The sequence below is a fragment of the Streptomyces sp. NPDC048604 genome (assembly GCF_043199435.1).
Classification (GTDB): domain Bacteria; phylum Actinomycetota; class Actinomycetes; order Streptomycetales; family Streptomycetaceae; genus Streptomyces.
Map to the genome: position 1 here is coordinate 24,105 of NZ_JBICVX010000008.1, position 18,858 is coordinate 42,962.

Sequence of the window (18,858 nt, forward strand, 5' to 3'; positions counted from 1 at the left end):
CCCGGACCCGTCCCCGTCTCCGCCGGACGGGCTCACGGGCGCGTGGCGCGTTCCAGCTCCAGCAGCACCGAGGAGTACGTCCGGCCGGTCGCGTGGTCCATGCCGATCTCGCACATCCGGTTCGCCGACAGATGTGCGTCGTACGCCCGCGAGGTCACCTCCGCCGCCTCGCGGGCCGTCGCCGACTCCGTCAGCTCCTTGTGCAGCAGCCCGCGGTCGCCCGCGAAGGCGCAGCAGCCCGCGTCCAGCGGTACGACGACCTCGTCGGCCACCGTCTCGGCCAGTGCCGTGAGTTGGTCCTCGTCGCCGAGGTGCCGCATCGAGCAGGTCGGATGGACCACCGCCGAACCGGTCCGGCGGCGCACCGTCAGCCGGGGGAGCAGCTCGTCCGCCGCCCAGACCGGCGAGTCGACGACTGTAAGCTCCGCGTGCAACTCCCGGTTGTCGTCGGTGAGATACGGCACGACCTCCCGCGCGAGGCCGAGGGTGCACGACGAGGCGTCGACCACGAGCGGCAGCGTGCCGCCGGCCGTCCAGCCCCAGGCGGCCTCGACGATCCGGTTGGCCATGACCGCCGCGCCCCGCGCGTACCCCTTGGAGTGCCAGATCGTGGCGCAGCAGGTGCCCGCCACGTCCTCCGGGATCCACACCGGCCGGCCCGCCCGCGCCGAAAGACGCACCACGGCCTCCGGCAGCGACGGCCCGCTCCGTCCCTCGGGACCGCCGAAGATCCGGTTCACGCAGGCCGGGTAGTACACGGCGACCGCCGCCGGACGGTGCGTACGCGGCAGCCGCCGGGGCGCCGCGCCGGGGAGTTCCGGCAGCCACTCCGGTACGAGGTCGGGGCGCACGGCCCGCCGGGCCAGGCCGGTCACCGACTCCAGGAACCGGTCGCCCAGCGGGGCCGCGGCCGCCACCGCGAGCCGCGCCGCGGTCTCCACGCTCCGGTAGTGCTTCGCCGCGACTGCGGCGGCCCGTTCCTCGGCCCGGGAGTGCCTCTCGTGGCGGAAGTCCTTCATCAGCCGCCCGGTGTCGATGCCCACCGGGCAGGCCAGTCGGCACGCGGAGTCGCCGGCGCAGGTGTCCACGGCGTCGTACCCGTACGACTGGAGCAGGCTCTCCGCCACCGGAGCGCCGTCGGCCTGCCGCATCAACTCTCGTAGCAGCACGATTCGTTGGCGCGGAGTGGTCGTCAGATCGCGGCTCGGGCAGACGGGTTCGCAGAAGCCGCACTCGATGCACGCGTCGACCTCGGCCTCCACCTTCGGAAGCGTTTTCAGCCCGCGCAGATGGGCCCTGGGGTCGCGGTCGAGCACGATGCGCGGGGCGAGCACCCCATCCGGGTCGATGACCTGCTTGGTCCGCCACATCAGTTCGGTGGCCCGCGGCCCCCACTCCAGCTCCAGGAACGGCGCGAGGTTCCGCCCGGTGGCGTGTTCGGCCTTGAGGGAGCCGTCGAACCGTTCCACGGTGAGCTTGCAGAAGTCCGCCATGAAGCGGGAGTACCGCTCCACGTCCGCCGGGTCGGCCGCGTCGAACGCCAGCAGGAAGTGCAGGTTGCCGTGGGCCGCGTGGCCGGCGACGGCCGCGTCGAAGCCGTGCCGCCGCTGGAGGTCGAGCAGCGCCGCGCAGGCCTCGGCCAGCCGCTCCGGCGGCACCGCGAAGTCCTCGGTGATCAGCGTCGTGCCGGACGGCCGTGAACCGCCGACCGCGGCAACGAACGCCTTGCGGGCCTTCCAGTACCCGGCGATGGCGTCGGGGTCGCGCGTGAACGCGTGGTCCGCCGGGGCCGTCGGCGAGACCAGGTCAAGGCCCGTGAGGATCTCCTCGGCGGCCCGCTCGTACGCGTCCAGGGCCGCTGCGTCCTCGGCGCGGAACTCGACCAGGAGCGCGGTGGTCTCCTTCGGCACCCCGGCCCAGTCCGCGGGCACGCCGGGGACGCCGGCGCAGGCACGGAGCGTGTTGCCGTCCATCAGCTCCACGGCCAGGGCGCCGGCGTCGTTGAAGCGGGGCACGGCGGCGGCCGCGGCGGGCAGCGAGGGGAAGAAGAGCAGGGCGGCAGCGGTCTCGCGGTGCAACGGCAGGGTGTCGAGCACGACCTCGGAGATGAAGCCGAAGGTGCCCTCGGAGCCGACCATCAGACCGCGCAGGATCCGTACCGGCGTGTCGCCGTCGAGGTAGGCGTCCAGGCGGTAGCCGTGGGTGTTCTTGATGGTGTGCTTGGCCCGGATCCGGGCGCTCAGCTCCGGATCTGCCTCGATCTCCGCCTTGATCTCCATGAGTCCGGCGCACAGCCGCGGCTCGGCGCGGGCCAGCTCCTCGTCGGCGGCCGGGTCGGCGGTGTCGACGACGGTGCCGCTCGGCAGGACGACGGTGAGCGAGGCGAGCGTGCGGTACGCGTTCCGGGCGGTGCCGGCGGTCATGCCCGAGGCGTTGTTGGCGACGACCCCGCCGACCGTGCACGCCACGGCGCTGGCCGGGTCGGGGCCGAGCACACGGCCGTGCCGGGCGAGTGCCGCGTTGACCCGGGCGACGGTGGTGCCGGGGCGTACACGGACCCGCGCGCCGTCGTCGAGAACCTGGACGCCGGTCCAGTGGCGGCGGACGTCGACGAGGATGTCCTCCCCCTGGGCCTGGCCGTTCAGGCTGGTGCCGGCCGCCCGGAAGACCACCTCGCGGCCCTTGCCGTGCGCGTACGACAGCACGGCGGAGACGTCGTCGACGTCCTCGGGGACGACCACGACCTGCGGGACGAAGCGGTAGGGGCTGGCGTCGGAGGCGTAGCGCACCAGGTCGGAGACGGTGGACAGGACCTTGCGGGGATCGCCGCCGAGCAGGGCGGTCAGCTCGTCGCGGAGCGGGCCGGGGGTGCCGCGGGCCAGGAGGTCGGGGACCCGGTCGGGGGCCGGGGTTCTGCGGCGGCTGCCGGGGCGCAGGGTGTGCGGGTCGGGCTCCAGCAGCGGCATCGCGGGCTCCCTCAGCAGCGGCGCTCCGGTGCCGGGTCGACCAGAGCGGTCAGCAGACCGCCGAGCAGGTCGCGCTGCTCACCGGTCAATGGAGCCAGGATGTCCTCTGCGGCGGCCCGGCGCGCGCTGCGCAGCTCGCGCAGCGTGACCCGGCCGGCGTCGGTGAGCTCGATCCGGACCACCCGCCGGTTCGTCGGATCCGGCACCCGGCGCACCCGGCCGCCCGCCTCCAGACCGTCGACCAGGCTGGTCACGGCACGCGGCACGACCTCGAGCCGGGCGGCGAGGTCGGCCATGCGGGGCGGCCGGTCGTAGTGCGCGACCGTGCGCAGCAGCCGGGACTGCGCGGGGGTGATGCCGACCGGCTCCAGATGCTGCTTCTGGATGCGGTGCAGGCGTCGTGTGAGGCGCAGCAGCTGCTCGGCGAGCAGACCGTCGGAGTCGGGGGTGCGCGCTTCCGGGGTGTTCATGCGGGAACAATATCAGGACCTCGTTCATTGTGAGTATAGGTAACAATGAGCTAGGCTCTGATCGACTTGATTGGATGGAGATCCGTCCGACCGAACCTCACTGATCGAACCTCACTGATCGAACCCGTCCGACCCGCGTAGGAGCCCATGCACCCCCACGACCAGTCCACCTGGACGCCCCCGCCCCGTGACTCGGCCCAGCCGCAGGAGCCCGCCCAGATCCGGCGGATCCTGCGACTCTTCCGTCCGTACCGCGGCCGGCTCTCCGTCGTCGTGCTGCTCGTCGGCGCGTCGTCGCTGGTCTCGGTCGCCTCGCCGTTCCTGCTGAAGGAGATCCTGGACACGGCGATCCCGCAGGGCCGCACCGGCCTGCTGAGCCTGCTCGCCCTCGGCATGATCGCCACCGCCGTGATGACCAGCGTGTTCGGCGTGCTCCAGACGCTGATATCGACCACGGTCGGCCAGCGCGTGATGCACGATCTGCGCACCGCCGTCTACGCCCAGCTCCAGCGCATGCCGCTGGCCTTCTTCACCCGCACGCGCACCGGCGAGGTCCAGTCCCGGATCGCCAACGACATCGGCGGGATGCAGGCCACGGTCACCTCGACCGCGACGTCCCTGGTCTCCAACGTGACCGCGGTCGTCGCCACCATTGTGGCCATGCTGGCGCTGGACTGGCGGCTCACGCTCGTCTCGCTGGTCCTGCTGCCGGTGTTCGTGTGGATCAGCCGCCGGGTCGGCCGGGAGCGCAAGAGGATCACCACACAACGGCAGAAGCAGATGGCCGCCATGGCCGCCACCGTCACCGAGTCGCTCTCCGTCAGCGGCATCCTGCTCGGCCGCACCATGGGCCGCGCCGACTCGCTCACCCGGTCCTTCGCCGAGGAGTCCGAGCGCCTCGTCGACCTCGAAGTGCGCTCCTCCATGGCCGGGCGCTGGCGGATGTCCACCATCGGCATCGTCATGGCCGCCATGCCCGCCCTGATCTACTGGGCCGCCGGCCTCGCCCTCCAGTCGGGCGGCCCGGCGCTGTCGATCGGCACCCTGGTCGCCTTCGTCTCGCTGCAGCAGGGCTTGTTCCGCCCGGCCGTCAGCCTGCTCTCCACCGGTGTGCAGATCCAGACCTCGCTCGCCCTGTTCCAGCGGATTTTCGAGTACCTCGACCTGCGGGTCGACATCACCGAGCCCGAGCGGCCGGTGCGGCTGGAGAAGATACGCGGCGAAGTCGCCTTCGAGAACGTGGACTTCCACTACGACGCGGACAACGGCCCCACCCTCGACGGCGTCGACGTGACCGTTCCCGCTGGCTCCGGTCTGGCCGTCGTGGGCCCCACGGGCTCCGGCAAGTCCACCCTCAGCTACCTCGTGCCGCGGCTGTACGACGTGACCGGCGGCCGGGTCACCCTCGACGGCGTCGACGTCCGCGACCTGGACTTCGACACGCTGGCGCGCGCGGTCGGCGTGGTCTCCCAGGAGACGTACCTCTTCCACGCCTCCGTCGCCGACAACCTGCGCTTCGCCAAACCCGACGCCACCGACGAGGAGATCGAGGCCGCGGCCCGCGCCGCGCAGATCCACGACCACATCGCCTCGCTGCCCGACGGCTACGACACCCTCGTCGGCGAGCGCGGCTACCGCTTCTCCGGCGGCGAGAAACAGCGGCTGGCCATCGCCCGCACCATCCTGCGCGACCCGCCGGTGCTCATCCTCGACGAGGCGACCAGCGCGCTCGACACGCGCACCGAGCACGCGGTCCAGCAGGCCATCGACGCGCTCTCCGCCGGACGCACCACCATCACCATCGCCCACCGCCTCTCCACCGTCCGCGACGCCGACCAGATCGTCGTCCTTGAGTCCGGCCGGATCGTCGAGCGCGGCAGTCACGACGAACTCCTCGACCGCAACGGCCGGTACGCGGCCCTGGTGCGCCGTGACGAACACACGAACGCCCGAGCGGTTGTTCCCCGGTACGTGTGATCGTTTCCGTTTCCGTTGCCCGACGCCTCCGCGACGACGGATGATTACGGTGCGCAAGTGACGGGCTGCAGACCGCGACTGCGCTGTCCCTGAAGAAGTACCTGTACGAGGAGAAGCACCACCATGGACCTGATCACCAACCTGCTCGCCGGCGTCTTCCACTTCCTGGGCTGGCTCGTCTGACCCTGAACTGACCCTCGGGGTCGAGCAGGAAGGCGGCGCCGCGGTCCCCCGTCCCAGGGGATCGGCGGCGCCGCCGTCGTATGCCCGCACGTCCCGCACGTCCCGCGCGCTGTCACAAGTCATACGACCGGAAGATAGGCATTTACCCGGATAATTCCGTTCGCCGGGATAGCGTGCCCCTCATGAGGCATGCCTTCCCCCGGCCCGGAGACCCGCACCGGCGCCGGAGCCGTCTGACCATGCGCGGCCGGCTGCTGCTGCTCGCGACCGCGCTGCTCGTCGTGGCGGCCGCCGTCGCCGTACCGCTGCTGCTGCTCCGCCCGGAGGGGAAGCCCCCGGTCGTGGCGGAGAAGCGACGCACCCTGCTGATCCCGGAGGGCTGGCGGGCCGGCCAGGTGTACGCCGCCGTCGACCGCGCCCTGAAGCTCCCCGCCGGTACCGCCCGCAAGGCCATGACGGCCGCCGCCCCCGCGCTCCCGGCCGCCGCCCGCGGCAACCCCGAGGGCTACCTGTTCCCCGCGACGTACCCGGTCGAGTCCACGACCACTGCGGAGAGCCTGCTCCGCTACATGGTCCGCACGGCGGGGGAGCGCTTCGGCGCCGCCGGCGTCACGGCGGGCGCGCAGCGGCACGGGCTCAGCCTGCACCAGACGGTCATCGTGGCCAGCATCGTCCAGGCCGAGGCGGACTCCGTCGAGGACATGGCCAAGGTGTCGCGCGTGGTGCACAACCGGCTTGCCGCCGGGATGGCGCTGCAGATGGACTCGACGCTCAACTACGCGCTGAATCGTTCCACCGTGGACACGAGCTACGAGGACACCCGTATCGACAGCCCCTACAACACCTACGAACGCAAGGGCCTCCCACCCACCCCGATCGCCAACCCGGGCGAACAGGCCATGGCGGCGGCGATCGACCCGGCGCCGGGGGACTGGCTGTACTTCGTCACGGTCAGGCCCGGCGACACGAGATTCACGGCCGACTACGCCGAACAGCAGCGCAACGTAGAGGACTTCAACGAGGAGCGCAGACGCGCGACGGCAGGCTGAACGGGCGCGACACGAGAGCGGCCCCAGCCGAGAACGGGCCCCACCCGAGAACGGGCACCACCGGACAACGGCTCTAAGCCGAGAACGGGCCCTACGCGGGGACCGGCTCCGGTTGCCCCGCGAGCAGCCGGCGGATCTCTGTCACGGCGGACCGCCCGGCGCGGTTCGCGCCGATGGTCGAGGCGGACGGACCGTACCCGACGAGATGGATGCGTGCGTCGCGCACCGCCCGGGTGCCGTCCACCTGGATGCCGCCGCCCGGCTCGCGCAGCCGCAGCGGGGCGAGATGGTCGATGGCGGCGCGGAAGCCGGTCGCCCAGAGGATCACGTCCGCGTCGACGGACCGGCCGTCGTCCCAGGCCACGCCCGTCGGTGTGATCCGGTCGAACATCGGCTGCCGGTCCAGGATCCCGCGCTCGCGTGCGCGGCGGATCGTGTCGTTGAGCGGGAGGCCGGTCACGGACACCACGCTCTGCGGCGGCAGTCCCTGCCGTACCCGCTCCTCGACCAGGGCGACGGCGGCCCGCCCCTGCTCCTCGCCGAACGGTCCCTCCCGCCAGACCGGCTCCCGCCGGGTCACCCAGGTCGTCGCGGCGGCGACCTCGGCGATCTCCATGAGGTGCTGCGTCCCGGACGCCCCGCCGCCGACCACGACCACCCGCTGCCCGGCGAAGGCCTCGGGGCCGGGGTAGGCGACGGTGTGCAGCTGGCGCCCCCGGAAGGTCTCCTGGCCCGGGTAGCGGGGGAGGAAGGGCCGGTCCCAGGTGCCGGTGGCGTTGATCAGCGCCCGGGTGGCGAAGGTCCCCTCGGACGACTCGACGAGCAGCCGCCCGTCGGGGCCCTCGCGCACGGCCTGGACGTCGACGGGGCGGTGGACGCGCAGGTCGAAGGCCTCCTCGTAGGAGGAGAAGTACTCCCCGATGACGTCGGACGAGGGGCGGGCGGGGTCGGCGCCCGTCAGCTCCATCCCGGGCAGCGCGTGCATCCCGTGCACCTTGCCGTACGTGAGCGACGGCCAGCGGAACTGCCAGGCGCCGCCGGGCCGCGGCGCGTGGTCGAGCACCACGAAGTCGCGCTCGGGCTCGAACCCGCGGCGCCGCAGGTGGTACGCGGCGGACAGCCCCGCCTGCCCGGCTCCGACGACCACCACGTCCACGTCGCGCACTCCGAAATCGTTCACGATTCCACTAACCAGCGCCGGCGCCGAGATCTTCCCGGCCCCGCGCCGCACCCCACAGCCGTCCGCGGACCGCGGCCGAACCTCGGTGTGTACCTGCGCGGTCCCGCAGGGCCGGGCGCGACAATGGGCCCCATGTCAGCCGCCTTCACCACCAAGGTCCTCGACCTCGCCACCGGCCGCTCCGAGACCGTCACCGACCTCACGAGCGCCTGCGAGGACTTCCTCCGCGAGGCCGCCGCCGGCCGCGACGGCCTGCTCAACCTCTTCGTCCCCCACGCCACCGCGGGCCTCGCCCTCCTGGAGACCGGCGCCGGCAGCGACCGCGACCTCCTCACCGCCCTCCACCACATCCTCCCCGCCGACGACCGCTGGCAGCACCGCCACGGCAGCCCCGGCCACGGCCGCGACCACGTCCTCCCCGCCCTGGTCCCACCCCACGCCACCCTCCCGGTCGTCAACGGCCGCCTGGTCCTGGGTACATGGCAGTCCGTCTGCCTCGTCGACACCAACAAGGACAACCCGGAGCGCCAGGTCCGGATGTCGTTCCTCGGGTAGTGGCGGTACTGCGGGACCGTCGGCGGGATTTCCGGCCGTACCGAACGGTTGGGCCGGGGAGCCCGCCGCGATGGGCGAGGCGGGGCCCCGGCGTGTTCAGTTGGAGCAGGTGCGGATCCGCCAGAAGGCGAACCCGGTCAGGAGCAGCGTGAGCCCGAGGAACGCCGACAGCTCGATCCACTGGAACGGCCAATAGCGGTCGGCGGGCTGGTACGTGTAGCTGAAGTGCAGCTTCTGCCGGGCGGTGCACTGCATTGCCGCCAGCGGATCGCTCTGCCGACACAGCTCCGCCTGTTTGGCGGTGTACGGCGTACCGTCCGCGTTGAACACCTTGCTGCTGGACGTCAGCGACCACGCGCCGGGCATCGTGTAGCCGTCGATCCGCGCCCCGCTCTCGTCCATGCCCATCAAGTCCGCTCGTGACATCGCCTCGACGTCGAGCGTCACGGTGCTGGTGACCGGCGTCATGAGGTGCTGTCGGAGCGCGGCGGGCATGAGGACCTGAATCACGGCGAACAGGGCGAGGGTCAGCGCCATGGCCGGCAACGTGCGGCGCACGAGCAGCCCGATGACGGTGCCGAGGAGGAATGCGAAGGCGGCGTACCCGATGGGGGCGATGTTGCGCGAAGCGAAGGTCAACGCCCCGAACCGATCGCCGATCAGCTGGTCGTAGCGACTGGCGCTCCAGGTCAGAAGCAGGCTGTGAAGCCCGGTGACCGCCATGCTGACCAGGGTGAGGAGCGTCAGTTTGACCGCGAGCCAGCGCGTGCGGGTGATGCTCTGGTTCCAGACCATACGGTCGGTCTTCTCCTCGAGCTCGCGGGTGACCAGCGGCGCGCCCCAGAAGACTCCGATCAGCGCCGGCATGCCCAACAGCAGGGCACCGACCGAGGCGACCTGCGCCCCGTACGCCTCCTCGAAGGCTCGCCGGGCGCCGGTGCAGTCGGCGGGCCGGCAGCCGACGATGTCGGTGCTGTAGGCGTGCCGCATCTGGTAGCCGAGGATGACGAGGTAGATCGCCAGCGCAGCCAGCGCCACGAACGCGACCACCGCCTGCGTACGGAACTGCCGCCAGGTCAACCAGATCATCGCTGTGCCTCCACCGGGGTGAGCGAAGAGCCGCGGACCGACGTCTCGGCGGCACGGGACATGTACGCCAGGCCGATGTCTTCCAGGTCGGCGTGGTCCGCACCCGGAATCGGGTCGCTGCAGCGCACGATCACGGTGGCCTCGCGGGCGGAGCGGTCGACGTGGATGACTTCGGCTCCGGCGGGCAGGTCGTCAAGACCGGCTCGCGTACCGGTGATCCGGTAGTGGACGGCGAGGAGGTCGGTGACATCGCCGGCGAGCTGGACCCGCGACGCGGCCAGCACGATGAGGTGGTCGCAGACCCGCTCCAGGTCGCCGAGCAGGTGTGAGGAGAGGACGATGCTGACGCCGAGTTCGGCGACGAAGTCCAGCACGTCGCGCAGGAACGCGCTGCGGGCCAACGGGTCCAAGGACGCAACCGGTTCGTCGAGGATCAGCAGCTCGCCTCGTTTGGCTGCAGCGACGGTGAGGGCGAGCTGGGCCCGCTGACCACCGGACAGCCGGCCGGCCTTCTGCGCGGGGTCGAGGCCGAGCTGCTGGATGCGCCGCTGCGCCAGGGACATGTCCCAACGGGGGTTGAGCCTGGCGCCCAGTCGCAGATGGTCGGCGACGGTCAGCCCGGAATAGACGGGGGCCTCCTGCGCGACGAAACCGACCCTGGCCAGCTGAACGGCTCCGGCAGCCGGGCGCTCGCCCAGCACCGCGACGCTTCCGGTGGTCGGCGCGATCACGCCACAGGCCAGCCCGAGCAGCGTGGACTTGCCCGCGCCGTTCGGACCGACCAGGCCGACGATCCGCCCGGCCGGTACGCGCAGGTTGCAGTCCGTCAGCGCTGTCGTCCGGCCATAGCGCTTGCCAAGCCCTTCCGCCTCGATGATCGGCGTCATCGCTTCGCGCCTGACGCTGTGTGAGTGGTGCATAGGTTGATCTCCCGTCTCACGTACTCACGGATGTGGGACCCGTTTGTAGGAGGTGGGCGGTCACAGCACGGTCAGCTTCGTTGTGACCGTGCTGTGACGGAGGCGCCGATAACCTCGAACCATGAGGGTGCTGGTGGTCGAGGATCAGACGGAGCTCGCCGACTCGGTGGCGCGAGTGCTGCGCCGGGAGGGGATGGCTGTCGACGTCGCCTACGACGGCGCGGCCGCGCTGCAGCGTACCGATGTCGTGGACTACGACGTCGTCGTCCTGGATCGCGATCTGCCCGGCGTGCACGGCGACGACGTCTGCCGCACCCTGGTCGCCCGGGAGGCGTCCAGCCGTGTGCTGATGCTGACCGCTTCGGGCACGATCGCGGAGCGGGTCGACGGGCTCGGTCTCGGCGCGGACGACTACCTGCCGAAGCCTTTCGCGTACGCCGAGCTCGTGGCCAGGATCCGTGCGGTCGGGCGGCGCAACCACGCGGCGACGCCGCCGATCCTGCTCCACGGCGACCTCCGGCTCGACCCGGCGCAGCGCATCGCCACCCGCGCCGGGGCCCGCCTGCCGCTCAGCCCGAAGGAGTTCGCGGTCCTCGAGTACCTGCTCACCGGCCGGGGCAGGGTGATCTCTGCGGAGGAGCTCCTCGACCGCGTCTGGGACGAGGCGGCCGACCCGTTCACCACCACGGTGAAGGCGACGATCAACCGGCTGAGGGCGAAACTCGGCGATCCGCCGCTCATCGAAACCGTGGCCCGCGCCGGGTACCGGATCTGAGATGCCCCCGGTCCACCGGCTCCGGCTGCGTTTCACCTTGCTCTACGGCGTGATGTCGGTGCTCTCCGGCATGATCCTGCTCGCCGTCGTCTTCGTGCTGGCGCGGGACCTCCTACCGACCGACGCCCCCATGCCGACGGGCGCCGAGGCTGCGCAACCAGGTGGGGACGTCATCGGAACCCCCGCCCCGTTCCTCGACTTCAAAGCCGACATGGTGCTGGTGTCGGGGATCGCCCTCGCGATCATGGCACCGGTCTCGCTGACCCTGGGCTGGATGTTCGCCGGACGCATGTTGCGCCCCGTGCAGGTGATGACCGTCAGTCTGCGCCAGATCTCCGGATCCAACGTCCACGAGCGCCTGGCCGTTGCGGGTCCCCGCGACGAGTTCAAGGACCTCGCGGACACCATCGACGGCGTGCTCGCCCGGCTGGAATCCGCGCTCGACGGCCACAAACGCTTCGTCGCCAACGCCGCCCACGAGCTGCGTACACCGTTGACCGTCGAACACGCGCTGATCGAGGAACCGCTGATCGACCCCGACGCGACCGTCGACGCCTTTCGGGCGAACTTCGAGCGTCTGCTCGCCGCCAACCGGCAGCGCGGGCTGTTGCTGGAGTCGCTGCTCACGCTCGCGGGCAGCGAGCACGGTCGTCAGCGGGTCGAGGAGGTGGACCTCGCCGGAATCGTCCGGCAGGCCATCCGGGATCGGACTTCGGAGGTCGACCGTCACCAGCTCCGGGTCGAGGCCGCCGTCCGGCCCGCCTGGCTCCTCGGCGATCCGACGCTGATCGCGCGGCTGGTCTCGAACCTCTGCGACAACGCGATCCACTACAACGTCCCAGGCGGCGTGATCGACATCAGTACGCGGCTCGACACCGGTCGGGCGCTGCTGGTCATCGCCAACACCGGGTCCGTCGTCCCGCCCGACGACGTGCAGCGCCTCTTCGAGCCGTTCCAGCGGCTGCACCGGGTCTCCGACGACGCCCATCACGGGCTCGGCCTGTCGATCGTCCGCGCCATCGTGACCGCGCACTCCGCGGAGCTGAACGCGTACTCACATCCGGAGGGTGGCCTCGTCGTCGAGATCGCGTTCCCCCCGCCGTCGAAACGAACCGCGGACCGCCCGGCCCCGCCCCGAGGCTAGGGGCCGTCCGGCCCTGATCCGCCGGACAGGCCCTGGGCGTCAGCCAGTTCCCGTTCGAAGCCGGTCAGCAGGGCGTCGAGGGCGAAGGTGAAGCGGGCCCGGCCCGTGTCCTCGCCCGCCTCCCGGGCGGCGGCGACCAGGAGGGGGTACGCGTCCGGGTCCAGGGAGGCCATGCTGCCGGCCCCGTCGACGCGGCCCGCCTGGGCGGCGGCGTGGCCGACGACGAAGCTGGTCAGCGAGTAGAGCACGTCCAGGGCTCTGGGCAGCGGGAAGCCGACCTCGTGCAGCATCCCCACCACGGCCTCCAGCGTCCGCAGATTGCGGGGCGTCAGGGCGGGCCGGGACAGCAGCAACGGCGCGGCGTGCGGGTGCGCGTCGAGCGCGGCGGCCAGCGCGTGGGCGTACGCGCCGAGGTCCTCCCGCCAGGTCGCGGCACCGAACTCGGGGGGTACGGCCTCGGCCACGACCTGCTCGATCACCCCGTCCAGCAGGGCGATCTTGTTCGGTACGTGGTGGTAGAGGGTCATCGCCTCCACGCCAAGCTCGGCGCCGAGCCGCCGCATCGACAGGGCCTTCAGTCCCTCCTCGTCGACGAGGCGCAGGGCCGCCTCCAGGACGGCCTGCCGAGTGAGCCCCGCGCGTTGCCCGCGTGCCCTGTTGGCCGCCATGGCGCCTTCTTCCCGTGGCGGACGCGCCGCCGTCCGATTGACGATTCTTACGGTGTAAGTATACCGTCCCGCATCAGTCTTACGTTGTAAGAATCCGGCTGCCTCCCAGGGGCTGACGAGGACGAGAGGGCGATGACCACCACCACCGAACTCGGCACGGCGGGAACCCGGTTCACGCAGCCACCCGAAGAGGGCGGCGCGGCGATGCTGCTGCGGCCGTACGCGCGGCACCTCGCCGTCGTGATCGTTCTGCAGGTCGTCGGAGCGCTGGCGGGCCTTGCGCCCCTGCTCGCGGTCGTCGAGCTGGGCCGGCTCCTGCTCGAACCCGGCCCGGTCGACCACGACCGCGTCCGGCTCGCCGTCGTCGCGGGCGCGGCCGGCCTGTTCGTCAAGCTGCTGCTCACGGCCGCCGCGGCGGGGATCGGGCATCTGCTGGACGGACGGGTCCAGTTGGCGTTACGCCGGCAACTGGCCGCGCGCCTGGGGCGGGTGCCGCTCGACTGGCTCTCCCGCCGCCGCAGCGGCGAGCTGGCCAGGCTGGTGGGCGACGACGTCGGCGCCGTGCATCCGTTCATCGCCCACACCCCCGGCGAGCTGGCCTCCGCCTTCGTCGTGCCGCTGGCGTCGCTGGTCTACCTGTTCACCGTCGACTGGCGGCTGACGCTGATCACCCTGATTCCGGTGCTCGCGGCCGTGGCGCTGGTCCCGCTGATGATGACGCCGGCCCGCCTGCGCGAACAGGCCGACTTCGACACCGCGATGGCGCGGATCGCGAGCTCCGTCGTGGAGTTCGTCCAGGGCATCGCCGTGGTCAAGGCCTTCGGCGGGGGCGAGCGAGCCCACCGCGAATTCCGCGACGCCGCCGACGACTTCGTCGCCGTCTTCCGCCGCTGGGTGCACGGGATCTCGCTGATCGCCGCGGGCATGCAGCTGGTCCTCTCGCCCCCGTTCGTGCTGCTGTCCGTCCTGATCGGCGGCGCCGCACTGATCAGCGGCGGCGGCATGCCGCCGGCCGACCTGCTGCCGTTCCTGCTCCTCGGCCTCGGACTGACCGCCCCGGTGGCGGCGCTCGGGCACGGTTTCGACGAGCTGCAGACCGCTCGTCGCGCCGTCGGCCGGATCCGCGACGTGCTCGCGGTGGCGCCGCTGCCGGAGCCGGCGCACCCCGTCGCGCCGCACGGCCGGCGCGTGGAGCTGCGCGAGGTCCGCTTCGCCTACGAACCCGGCCGCGACGTCCTCGGCGGCATCGACCTCGTACTGGAGCCGGGGACGGTCACCGCGCTCGTCGGACCGTCCGGGAGCGGCAAGTCCACGCTGGTGCGGCTGCTGCCGCGGTTCGCCGACCCGACGAGCGGCTCGGTCCGCCTGGGCGGCGTCGACCTGCGCGAGCTGGGCAGCCGGGAGCTGTACCGGCAGGTCTCCTTCGTCTTCCAGGACGTCCACCTGCTGCGCGCCTCGGTCACCGACAACATCGCGCTGGCGGCGCCGGACGCCCGGCCGGACGAGGTGGTCCGCGCCGCGCGTCTGGCGAACGTCCACGACCGCATCCTCGAACTGCCGCGGGGGTACGAGACGGTGCTCGGCGAGGACGCCCGGCTGTCGGGCGGCGAGGCCCAACGGATCGCGCTCGCCCGCGCGTTGCTGGCCGACACCCCCGTGCTCGTACTCGACGAGGCGACCTCCTTCGCCGACCCGCACACCGAGCAGGCCATCCGCCGCGCCCTGGACACGCTGCGGGAGGACCGGACCGTCCTCGTCATCGCGCATCGCCTGGAGACGGTCATCGGCGCCGACACCGTCGCGGTCCTGGAGGACGGGCTGATCGTCGAGCGGGGCCGTCCGGCCGACCTGCTCGCAGCGGACGGGAAGTTCGCCGCGCTGTGGCGCTCCCGGCACGCCGCCGACCCGGCAGGAGCGGGGGAGCGGTGGTGACGGTGCACGGCCCGGTCGACCCGGCGGACACACGTCCGCGACCCCACCGGCGAGGAGACGCTTCCCGATGATCCGCATGTTGCTGCGCGTACTGGGCCACCAGCACGCCCGACCGATGGTCCGCACCCTCGCCCTGATGACCACCACGGCGATCGTCGAGGGCCTGTCCTACGCCCTGCTGACCCCCGTGCTGCGGGCCCTGCTCGGGGGTGCGCCGGGCCAGGCCCGGCCCTGGCTGCTCGCGTTCGGGGCCACGGTGGCGGTCTACGCCGTACTGCGTTACCTCAGCGACCTGTCGGGGTTCCGCGTCGGCACCGCCCTGCTGCGCGGCGTGTACCACCGGCTCGGCGACCACCTGGCCCGGCTGCCGCTCAGCTGGTACGGCGCGGCCCGCGTCGGAGAGGTGTCCGTCCTGGCCGGTCAGGGCGTGCTGCAGGCGATGAGTGTGATCGCGCACCTGCTGGCGCCGTTCGTCTCCGCCGCGGTGACGCCGCTGACGATCGTCGCCGTGATCCTCGCCCTCGACTGGCAGTTGGGCCTCGCCGCGCTGGCCGCCGTCCCCGTCGTGGCGGCGATCCAGGTCCTGACCGGACGCTCGGCGGTGGCTGCCGACGCGCAGCGCGCCGCCCGCGACCGCGAGGCGACCGGAAGGGTCGTCGAGTACCTCCGGGCCCAGCCGGTGCTGCGGGCCGGCGGCCGGACCGCCGAACGCTTCCGGCTCCTCGACGACGCCCTGCACGACGTCCAGCGAGCCTCCCGCCGATCCACGCTCGCCACGCTGCCCGCCGCGCTGGGCCTGACGCTGACGGTGCAGGCGGTGTTCACCGCGCTGCTGATCCTGGGGGCGTACCTCGCGCTCGGCGGGCGCGTCGAGGCCGCGGAACTGCTGACGATCCTGGTGCTGGCCGCCCGCTGCGCGGATCCGCTGCTGTCACTGGCCGACCTCGGCGGCAAACTGCGCAGCGCGCGCGGCGAACTGGCCAGGCTCGACGCGGTGCTGCGTACCGAGCCGCTGCCTCAGGCCGCCGACCCGGTCGAACCCACGGGCCGCGGACTGGAGTTCGCGTCCGTCACCTTCCGGCACGGCGGACGCACGGTGCTCGACGACCTCTCGATGACCGTCCCCGCAGGGCAGCGGCTGGCCGTCGTGGGCCCGTCGGGCGCGGGCAAGAGCACACTGCTCAGACTGCTCGCCCGGTTCCACGACGTGGACGCGGGCACGGTGCGCGTCGGCGGCGCGGACGTGCGCGCGATCCGGACCGAGACCCTGATGGCCCGGTTCGCCATCGTCTTCCAGGACGTCCATCTCTTCGACGGCACGATCGAGGACAACGTGCGCCTGGGCCGCCCCGACGCCACCGGCGCAGAGATACGGGCGGCCGCGAGCGCGGCGCGACTGGACGAGGTGATCGAGCGGCTGCCTCAGGGCTGGGACACCGCCGTCGGCGAGGGCGGCGCCCGCCTGTCGGGCGGCGAGCGCCAGCGTGTCTCGATCGCCCGGGCGCTGCTGAAGGACGCGCCGATCGTGCTCCTGGACGAGATCACCTCCGCCCTGGACCCCGTCAACGAGGCCGCCGTCCACGCCGGCATCGAGCGCCTGACGGCGGGACGGACCGTGGTGATGGTGGCCCACCGGCTGCGCACGGTCCGGCACGCCGACCGCATCGTCTTCCTCGACGCCGGCCGGATCGTCGAGGAGGGCGGCCACGACGACCTGCTGCGGCGCGGCGGCCGTTACGCCGACTTCTGGAACCTCACCCTGGCGCCCGCCGACGCGGGCGCGATCACGACCGTCGGGCGCGGCGTCCCTTCCCGTGAACATGCGAAGCATTTCGGTGAATGCTGCAATGGATGCGAGGCTCCGATCCACGACTCCATGCACTCGGACCGCTGAAGAACAAGGCTTCGGCTCCGCCGAAGGAGAAACGTATGGCCAGCAACGTCAGAGGTGCCGACAGCGCCGCACACGACAGCACGTCCGCAGGCGGATGGGTCGTGTTCGCCGCGGTGCTGATGATCTTCGTCGGCTTCATGACCCTCTTCCAGGGGATCGCCGCCATCGCCAAGGACGACGTGTTCGTCAGCACGCGCAACTACGTCTACCAGTTCAGCCTGACCGGCTGGGGCTGGGTCCACCTGATCCTGGGCATTGTCATGGTGCTCGCGGGTTTCGCTCTGTTCAAGGGAGCTCTGTGGGCGCGCATGGTCGGTGTCGCGCTGGCAGGCCTCGGCATGATCGCGAACTTCATGTGGCTCCCGTACTACCCGTTCTGGGCTCTGCTGCTGATCGCGATCGACGTCATCGTCATCTGGGCGCTGTGCGCCGCACCGCGGTACCGGGAGATCCAATGACAGATCCGGTGCCGAACGGACACCGACAGATCCGGCGCTGAACGGACATCATGGCCGCCGGGCCCGGGGCCGACGCCCGCGGCCCGGCGGTTGCTCCGCGAACGCGGGGATGCGCGGCCCCTGCGGCAGAAGCTGGGTGACGACGAAGGACCCGACCGCCGCCAGCACCACCAGCGCGACCGTCTCCACGTTGCCCAGCAGAAGCACGACCAGAACCACGCTGCTGACGGGCAGCCGCAGGGCCGCGGTCACCGAAGCCGCCATCCCGACCGCCATCGCCGGCACCAGCCCCAGACCGGGCAGCGGTGCAAGCAGGACACCGGCCGCCCCGCCGAGGAACAGGGCGGGGAAGACGGGACCACCGCGCATGCTGCCCAGGCACAGCGCGTACGCGAGGCCCTTGAACGCCAGCACCGCGACGAGGGCGCCCACCGGCCAGGCGTGCGGGTCCTGCGCCAGCTCGGACAGCGTGGCCTCGCCCGACAAGGCCGCCTCGGCCGGCGAACGACCGGTGGTGACGGCGTAGAGAGTGATGCAGACGCCGGCGCCCAGTGCGCACAGCGTGGTGTTCCGTACCGTCCGGGTCGCGACGAAGCGGGCGGAGAACCGGCCGCCCACGAAGATCCCGTGGACGAGGAGCGCGATGGCCGGCGCCAGGATCGGTGCCCACAGCGCGTCCGCCCAGTCGAGCGGCGGCGGCTCGGGCAGTCCGATGTCCAGACTCCCCGTCTCCAGACCGGTCCAGTGGACGAACCCGGTGAAGATCAGATCTCCGACACCGCTGGCCAGCAAGGTCGGCAGCATCAGCGCGAACAGCTGCGGCCCACCGACCCCGGCCACCTCCATCAGCAGCACCGCGCCCACCAGGGGGTTCCCGAAGAGCGCGGAGATGGCCGCCGCGGAACCCGCCGCACCGAGCGTCGCCCTGCCCGCTTCGGTCTGCGGCGCCCGGGTCAGGCTCGCGAAGAACAGCGCCAGCCCGCCGCCCAGGGCGATCAGCGGCGCCTCGGGTCCCAGCACGGTGCCGAGCGGCAGACCGACCAACGCGGCGATCACGACACCGGGGAGCGCTGCCTTCGTGACGCCGCCCGCGTGCAGCCCCGCTGCCGGAAGGTGCCCGCCCCGCCCGGGCAGGCGCGCGACCACCAGACCCACCACGAGTCCGGCGACCGGCATCAGCGCGAGCCCCCACCACCAGGGAGCCTGCGTCCAGCCGAGATCTCTGGGCCAGTCCGTCCAGAGCAGCTGTTCCAGCTGACGGAGCGCGACGAGGAACCAGAACGCGATGAGCGCCACCGGAATGCCGATCAGCCCGCAGAACACCAGCGCCTTGAGGTACTCCGGCCGGCGCAGCATGGTGCGCAGCAGGTCGGCTTCCTGGGGCTGACTTCCCGGCGCGGCCCCGGAGCGGCTCTCCGAAGTGGTTCCGGCGATGGGGTCCTCCTGGGCTCGATGTCGCGCTCGACGGCTGGATCGGCGGGACGCCGGGTGACGTTGCCACCGGGACGCCGGGTGACGATGTCAGGTCATATGTGGACGTACCTACCATGTGGCGGCACCGTCATGCGCGCGTTCTCCAGTCGTGTCGGTTCGCCACG

General features: G+C 72.1%; 15 protein-coding genes. 8 read left to right on the forward strand and 7 right to left on the reverse strand.

The window, feature by feature from the left end; translation table 11 throughout:
- Window positions 1–32: 32 nt before the first annotated feature.
- Both ACGFMM_RS17885 and ACGFMM_RS17890 read right to left on the reverse strand, forming a co-directional pair.
- The gene (locus ACGFMM_RS17885) at window positions 33–2,966 is read right to left on the reverse strand and encodes an FAD-binding and (Fe-S)-binding domain-containing protein (RefSeq protein ID WP_393647298.1); all 2,934 of its coding nucleotides are present in this window, start codon (window positions 2,964–2,966) and stop codon (window positions 33–35) included.
- 11 nt (window positions 2,967–2,977) lie between these two features.
- Window positions 2,978–3,436 carry a MarR family winged helix-turn-helix transcriptional regulator gene (locus ACGFMM_RS17890; protein WP_393647299.1) on the reverse strand — a complete coding sequence of 153 codons (459 nt, stop codon included), beginning with the start codon at window positions 3,434–3,436 and terminating at the stop codon, window positions 2,978–2,980.
- Between the two features lie 147 nt (window positions 3,437–3,583).
- Between ACGFMM_RS17890 and ACGFMM_RS17895 the strand changes: the two genes are divergently transcribed.
- Together ACGFMM_RS17895 and mltG are read left to right on the forward strand one after the other, a co-directional pair.
- Window positions 3,584–5,413 carry an ABC transporter ATP-binding protein gene (locus ACGFMM_RS17895; protein ID WP_393647300.1) on the forward strand — a complete coding sequence of 610 codons (1,830 nt, stop codon included), beginning with the start codon at window positions 3,584–3,586 and terminating at the stop codon, window positions 5,411–5,413.
- Window positions 5,414–5,778: 365 nt separating this feature from the next.
- Complete coding sequence (gene mltG / locus ACGFMM_RS17900; protein ID WP_393647301.1) at window positions 5,779–6,645, forward strand: endolytic transglycosylase MltG; 867 nt, start codon at window positions 5,779–5,781, stop codon at window positions 6,643–6,645.
- 91 nt (window positions 6,646–6,736) lie between these two features.
- Here mltG and ACGFMM_RS17905 read toward each other — a convergent pair whose 3' ends face one another.
- Entirely contained in the window at window positions 6,737–7,825 is a 1,089-nt protein-coding gene (locus ACGFMM_RS17905) for an FAD-dependent oxidoreductase (RefSeq protein WP_393647302.1), read from the reverse strand.
- Window positions 7,826–7,957: 132 nt separating this feature from the next.
- Between ACGFMM_RS17905 and ACGFMM_RS17910 the strand changes: the two genes are divergently transcribed.
- A complete protein-coding gene (locus ACGFMM_RS17910) occupies window positions 7,958–8,380 on the forward strand; it encodes a secondary thiamine-phosphate synthase enzyme YjbQ (RefSeq protein ID WP_393647303.1) in 423 nt (140 codons plus the stop codon).
- 96 nt (window positions 8,381–8,476) lie between these two features.
- Here ACGFMM_RS17910 and ACGFMM_RS17915 read toward each other — a convergent pair whose 3' ends face one another.
- Together ACGFMM_RS17915 and ACGFMM_RS17920 are read right to left on the reverse strand one after the other, a co-directional pair.
- Window positions 8,477–9,469: a transporter gene (locus ACGFMM_RS17915; protein ID WP_393647304.1), complete on the reverse strand. Its 993-nt coding sequence runs from the start codon at window positions 9,467–9,469 to the stop codon at window positions 8,477–8,479.
- On the reverse strand, window positions 9,466–10,356 hold the full coding sequence (locus tag ACGFMM_RS17920; protein WP_393647305.1) for an ABC transporter ATP-binding protein: 891 nt from the start codon (window positions 10,354–10,356) through the stop codon (window positions 9,466–9,468). Before ACGFMM_RS17920 ends, ACGFMM_RS17915 begins: the two co-directional genes overlap by 4 nt.
- A gap of 154 nt (window positions 10,357–10,510) precedes the next feature.
- Between ACGFMM_RS17920 and ACGFMM_RS17925 the strand changes: the two genes are divergently transcribed.
- Window positions 10,511–11,164, forward strand: a complete 654-nt coding sequence (locus tag ACGFMM_RS17925; RefSeq protein ID WP_393647306.1) for a response regulator transcription factor — start codon at window positions 10,511–10,513, stop codon at window positions 11,162–11,164.
- A gap of 1 nt (window position 11,165) precedes the next feature.
- Complete coding sequence (locus ACGFMM_RS17930) at window positions 11,166–12,308, forward strand: ATP-binding protein (protein WP_393647307.1); 1,143 nt, start codon at window positions 11,166–11,168, stop codon at window positions 12,306–12,308.
- Here the strand turns inward: ACGFMM_RS17930 and ACGFMM_RS17935 are convergent.
- Window positions 12,305–12,976, reverse strand: a complete 672-nt coding sequence (locus ACGFMM_RS17935; protein ID WP_393647308.1) for a TetR/AcrR family transcriptional regulator C-terminal domain-containing protein — start codon at window positions 12,974–12,976, stop codon at window positions 12,305–12,307. The two genes, ACGFMM_RS17930 and ACGFMM_RS17935, sit on opposite strands and share 4 nt — an antisense overlap.
- Before the next feature lie 132 nt (window positions 12,977–13,108).
- Between ACGFMM_RS17935 and ACGFMM_RS17940 the strand changes: the two genes are divergently transcribed.
- From ACGFMM_RS17940 to ACGFMM_RS17950, 3 genes are all read left to right on the forward strand, one after another.
- Window positions 13,109–14,908, forward strand: coding sequence for an ABC transporter ATP-binding protein (locus ACGFMM_RS17940; protein ID WP_393647309.1), 1,800 nt, complete (start codon window positions 13,109–13,111; stop codon window positions 14,906–14,908).
- A gap of 67 nt (window positions 14,909–14,975) precedes the next feature.
- On the forward strand, window positions 14,976–16,802 hold the full coding sequence (locus ACGFMM_RS17945) for an ABC transporter ATP-binding protein (protein WP_393647310.1): 1,827 nt from the start codon (window positions 14,976–14,978) through the stop codon (window positions 16,800–16,802).
- A gap of 35 nt (window positions 16,803–16,837) precedes the next feature.
- A complete protein-coding gene (locus tag ACGFMM_RS17950; protein WP_393647311.1) occupies window positions 16,838–17,260 on the forward strand; it encodes a hypothetical protein in 423 nt (140 codons plus the stop codon).
- Window positions 17,261–17,308: 48 nt separating this feature from the next.
- Here ACGFMM_RS17950 and ACGFMM_RS17955 read toward each other — a convergent pair whose 3' ends face one another.
- Window positions 17,309–18,616 (reverse strand): chloride channel protein, encoded by a 1,308-nt coding sequence (locus tag ACGFMM_RS17955; protein ID WP_393647312.1) that lies wholly within the window; start codon window positions 18,614–18,616, stop codon window positions 17,309–17,311.
- Between the last annotated feature and the right edge of the window lie 242 nt (window positions 18,617–18,858).

Bases quoted from the DNA above. Each gene is read 5' to 3' on its own strand.
- ACGFMM_RS17955 (WP_393647312.1), bottom strand. From the start codon at position 18,616: ATGCTGCGCCGGCCGGAGTACCTCAAGGCGCTGGTGTTCTGCGGGCTG.
- ACGFMM_RS17895 (WP_393647300.1), top strand. From the start codon at position 3,584: ATGCACCCCCACGACCAGTCCACCTGGACGCCCCCGCCCCGTGACTCG.
- ACGFMM_RS17890 (WP_393647299.1), bottom strand. From the start codon at position 3,436: ATGAACACCCCGGAAGCGCGCACCCCCGACTCCGACGGTCTGCTCGCC.
- ACGFMM_RS17950 (WP_393647311.1), top strand. From the start codon at position 16,838: ATGGCCAGCAACGTCAGAGGTGCCGACAGCGCCGCACACGACAGCACG.
- ACGFMM_RS17935 (WP_393647308.1), bottom strand. From the start codon at position 12,976: ATGGCGGCCAACAGGGCACGCGGGCAACGCGCGGGGCTCACTCGGCAG.
- ACGFMM_RS17920 (WP_393647305.1), bottom strand. From the start codon at position 10,356: ATGACGCCGATCATCGAGGCGGAAGGGCTTGGCAAGCGCTATGGCCGG.
- ACGFMM_RS17885 (WP_393647298.1), bottom strand. From the start codon at position 2,966: ATGCCGCTGCTGGAGCCCGACCCGCACACCCTGCGCCCCGGCAGCCGC.
- ACGFMM_RS17925 (WP_393647306.1), top strand. From the start codon at position 10,511: ATGAGGGTGCTGGTGGTCGAGGATCAGACGGAGCTCGCCGACTCGGTG.
- ACGFMM_RS17930 (WP_393647307.1), top strand. From the start codon at position 11,166: ATGCCCCCGGTCCACCGGCTCCGGCTGCGTTTCACCTTGCTCTACGGC.
- mltG (WP_393647301.1), top strand. From the start codon at position 5,779: ATGAGGCATGCCTTCCCCCGGCCCGGAGACCCGCACCGGCGCCGGAGC.
- ACGFMM_RS17915 (WP_393647304.1), bottom strand. From the start codon at position 9,469: ATGATCTGGTTGACCTGGCGGCAGTTCCGTACGCAGGCGGTGGTCGCG.
- ACGFMM_RS17940 (WP_393647309.1), top strand. From the start codon at position 13,109: ATGACCACCACCACCGAACTCGGCACGGCGGGAACCCGGTTCACGCAG.
- ACGFMM_RS17910 (WP_393647303.1), top strand. From the start codon at position 7,958: ATGTCAGCCGCCTTCACCACCAAGGTCCTCGACCTCGCCACCGGCCGC.
- ACGFMM_RS17945 (WP_393647310.1), top strand. From the start codon at position 14,976: ATGATCCGCATGTTGCTGCGCGTACTGGGCCACCAGCACGCCCGACCG.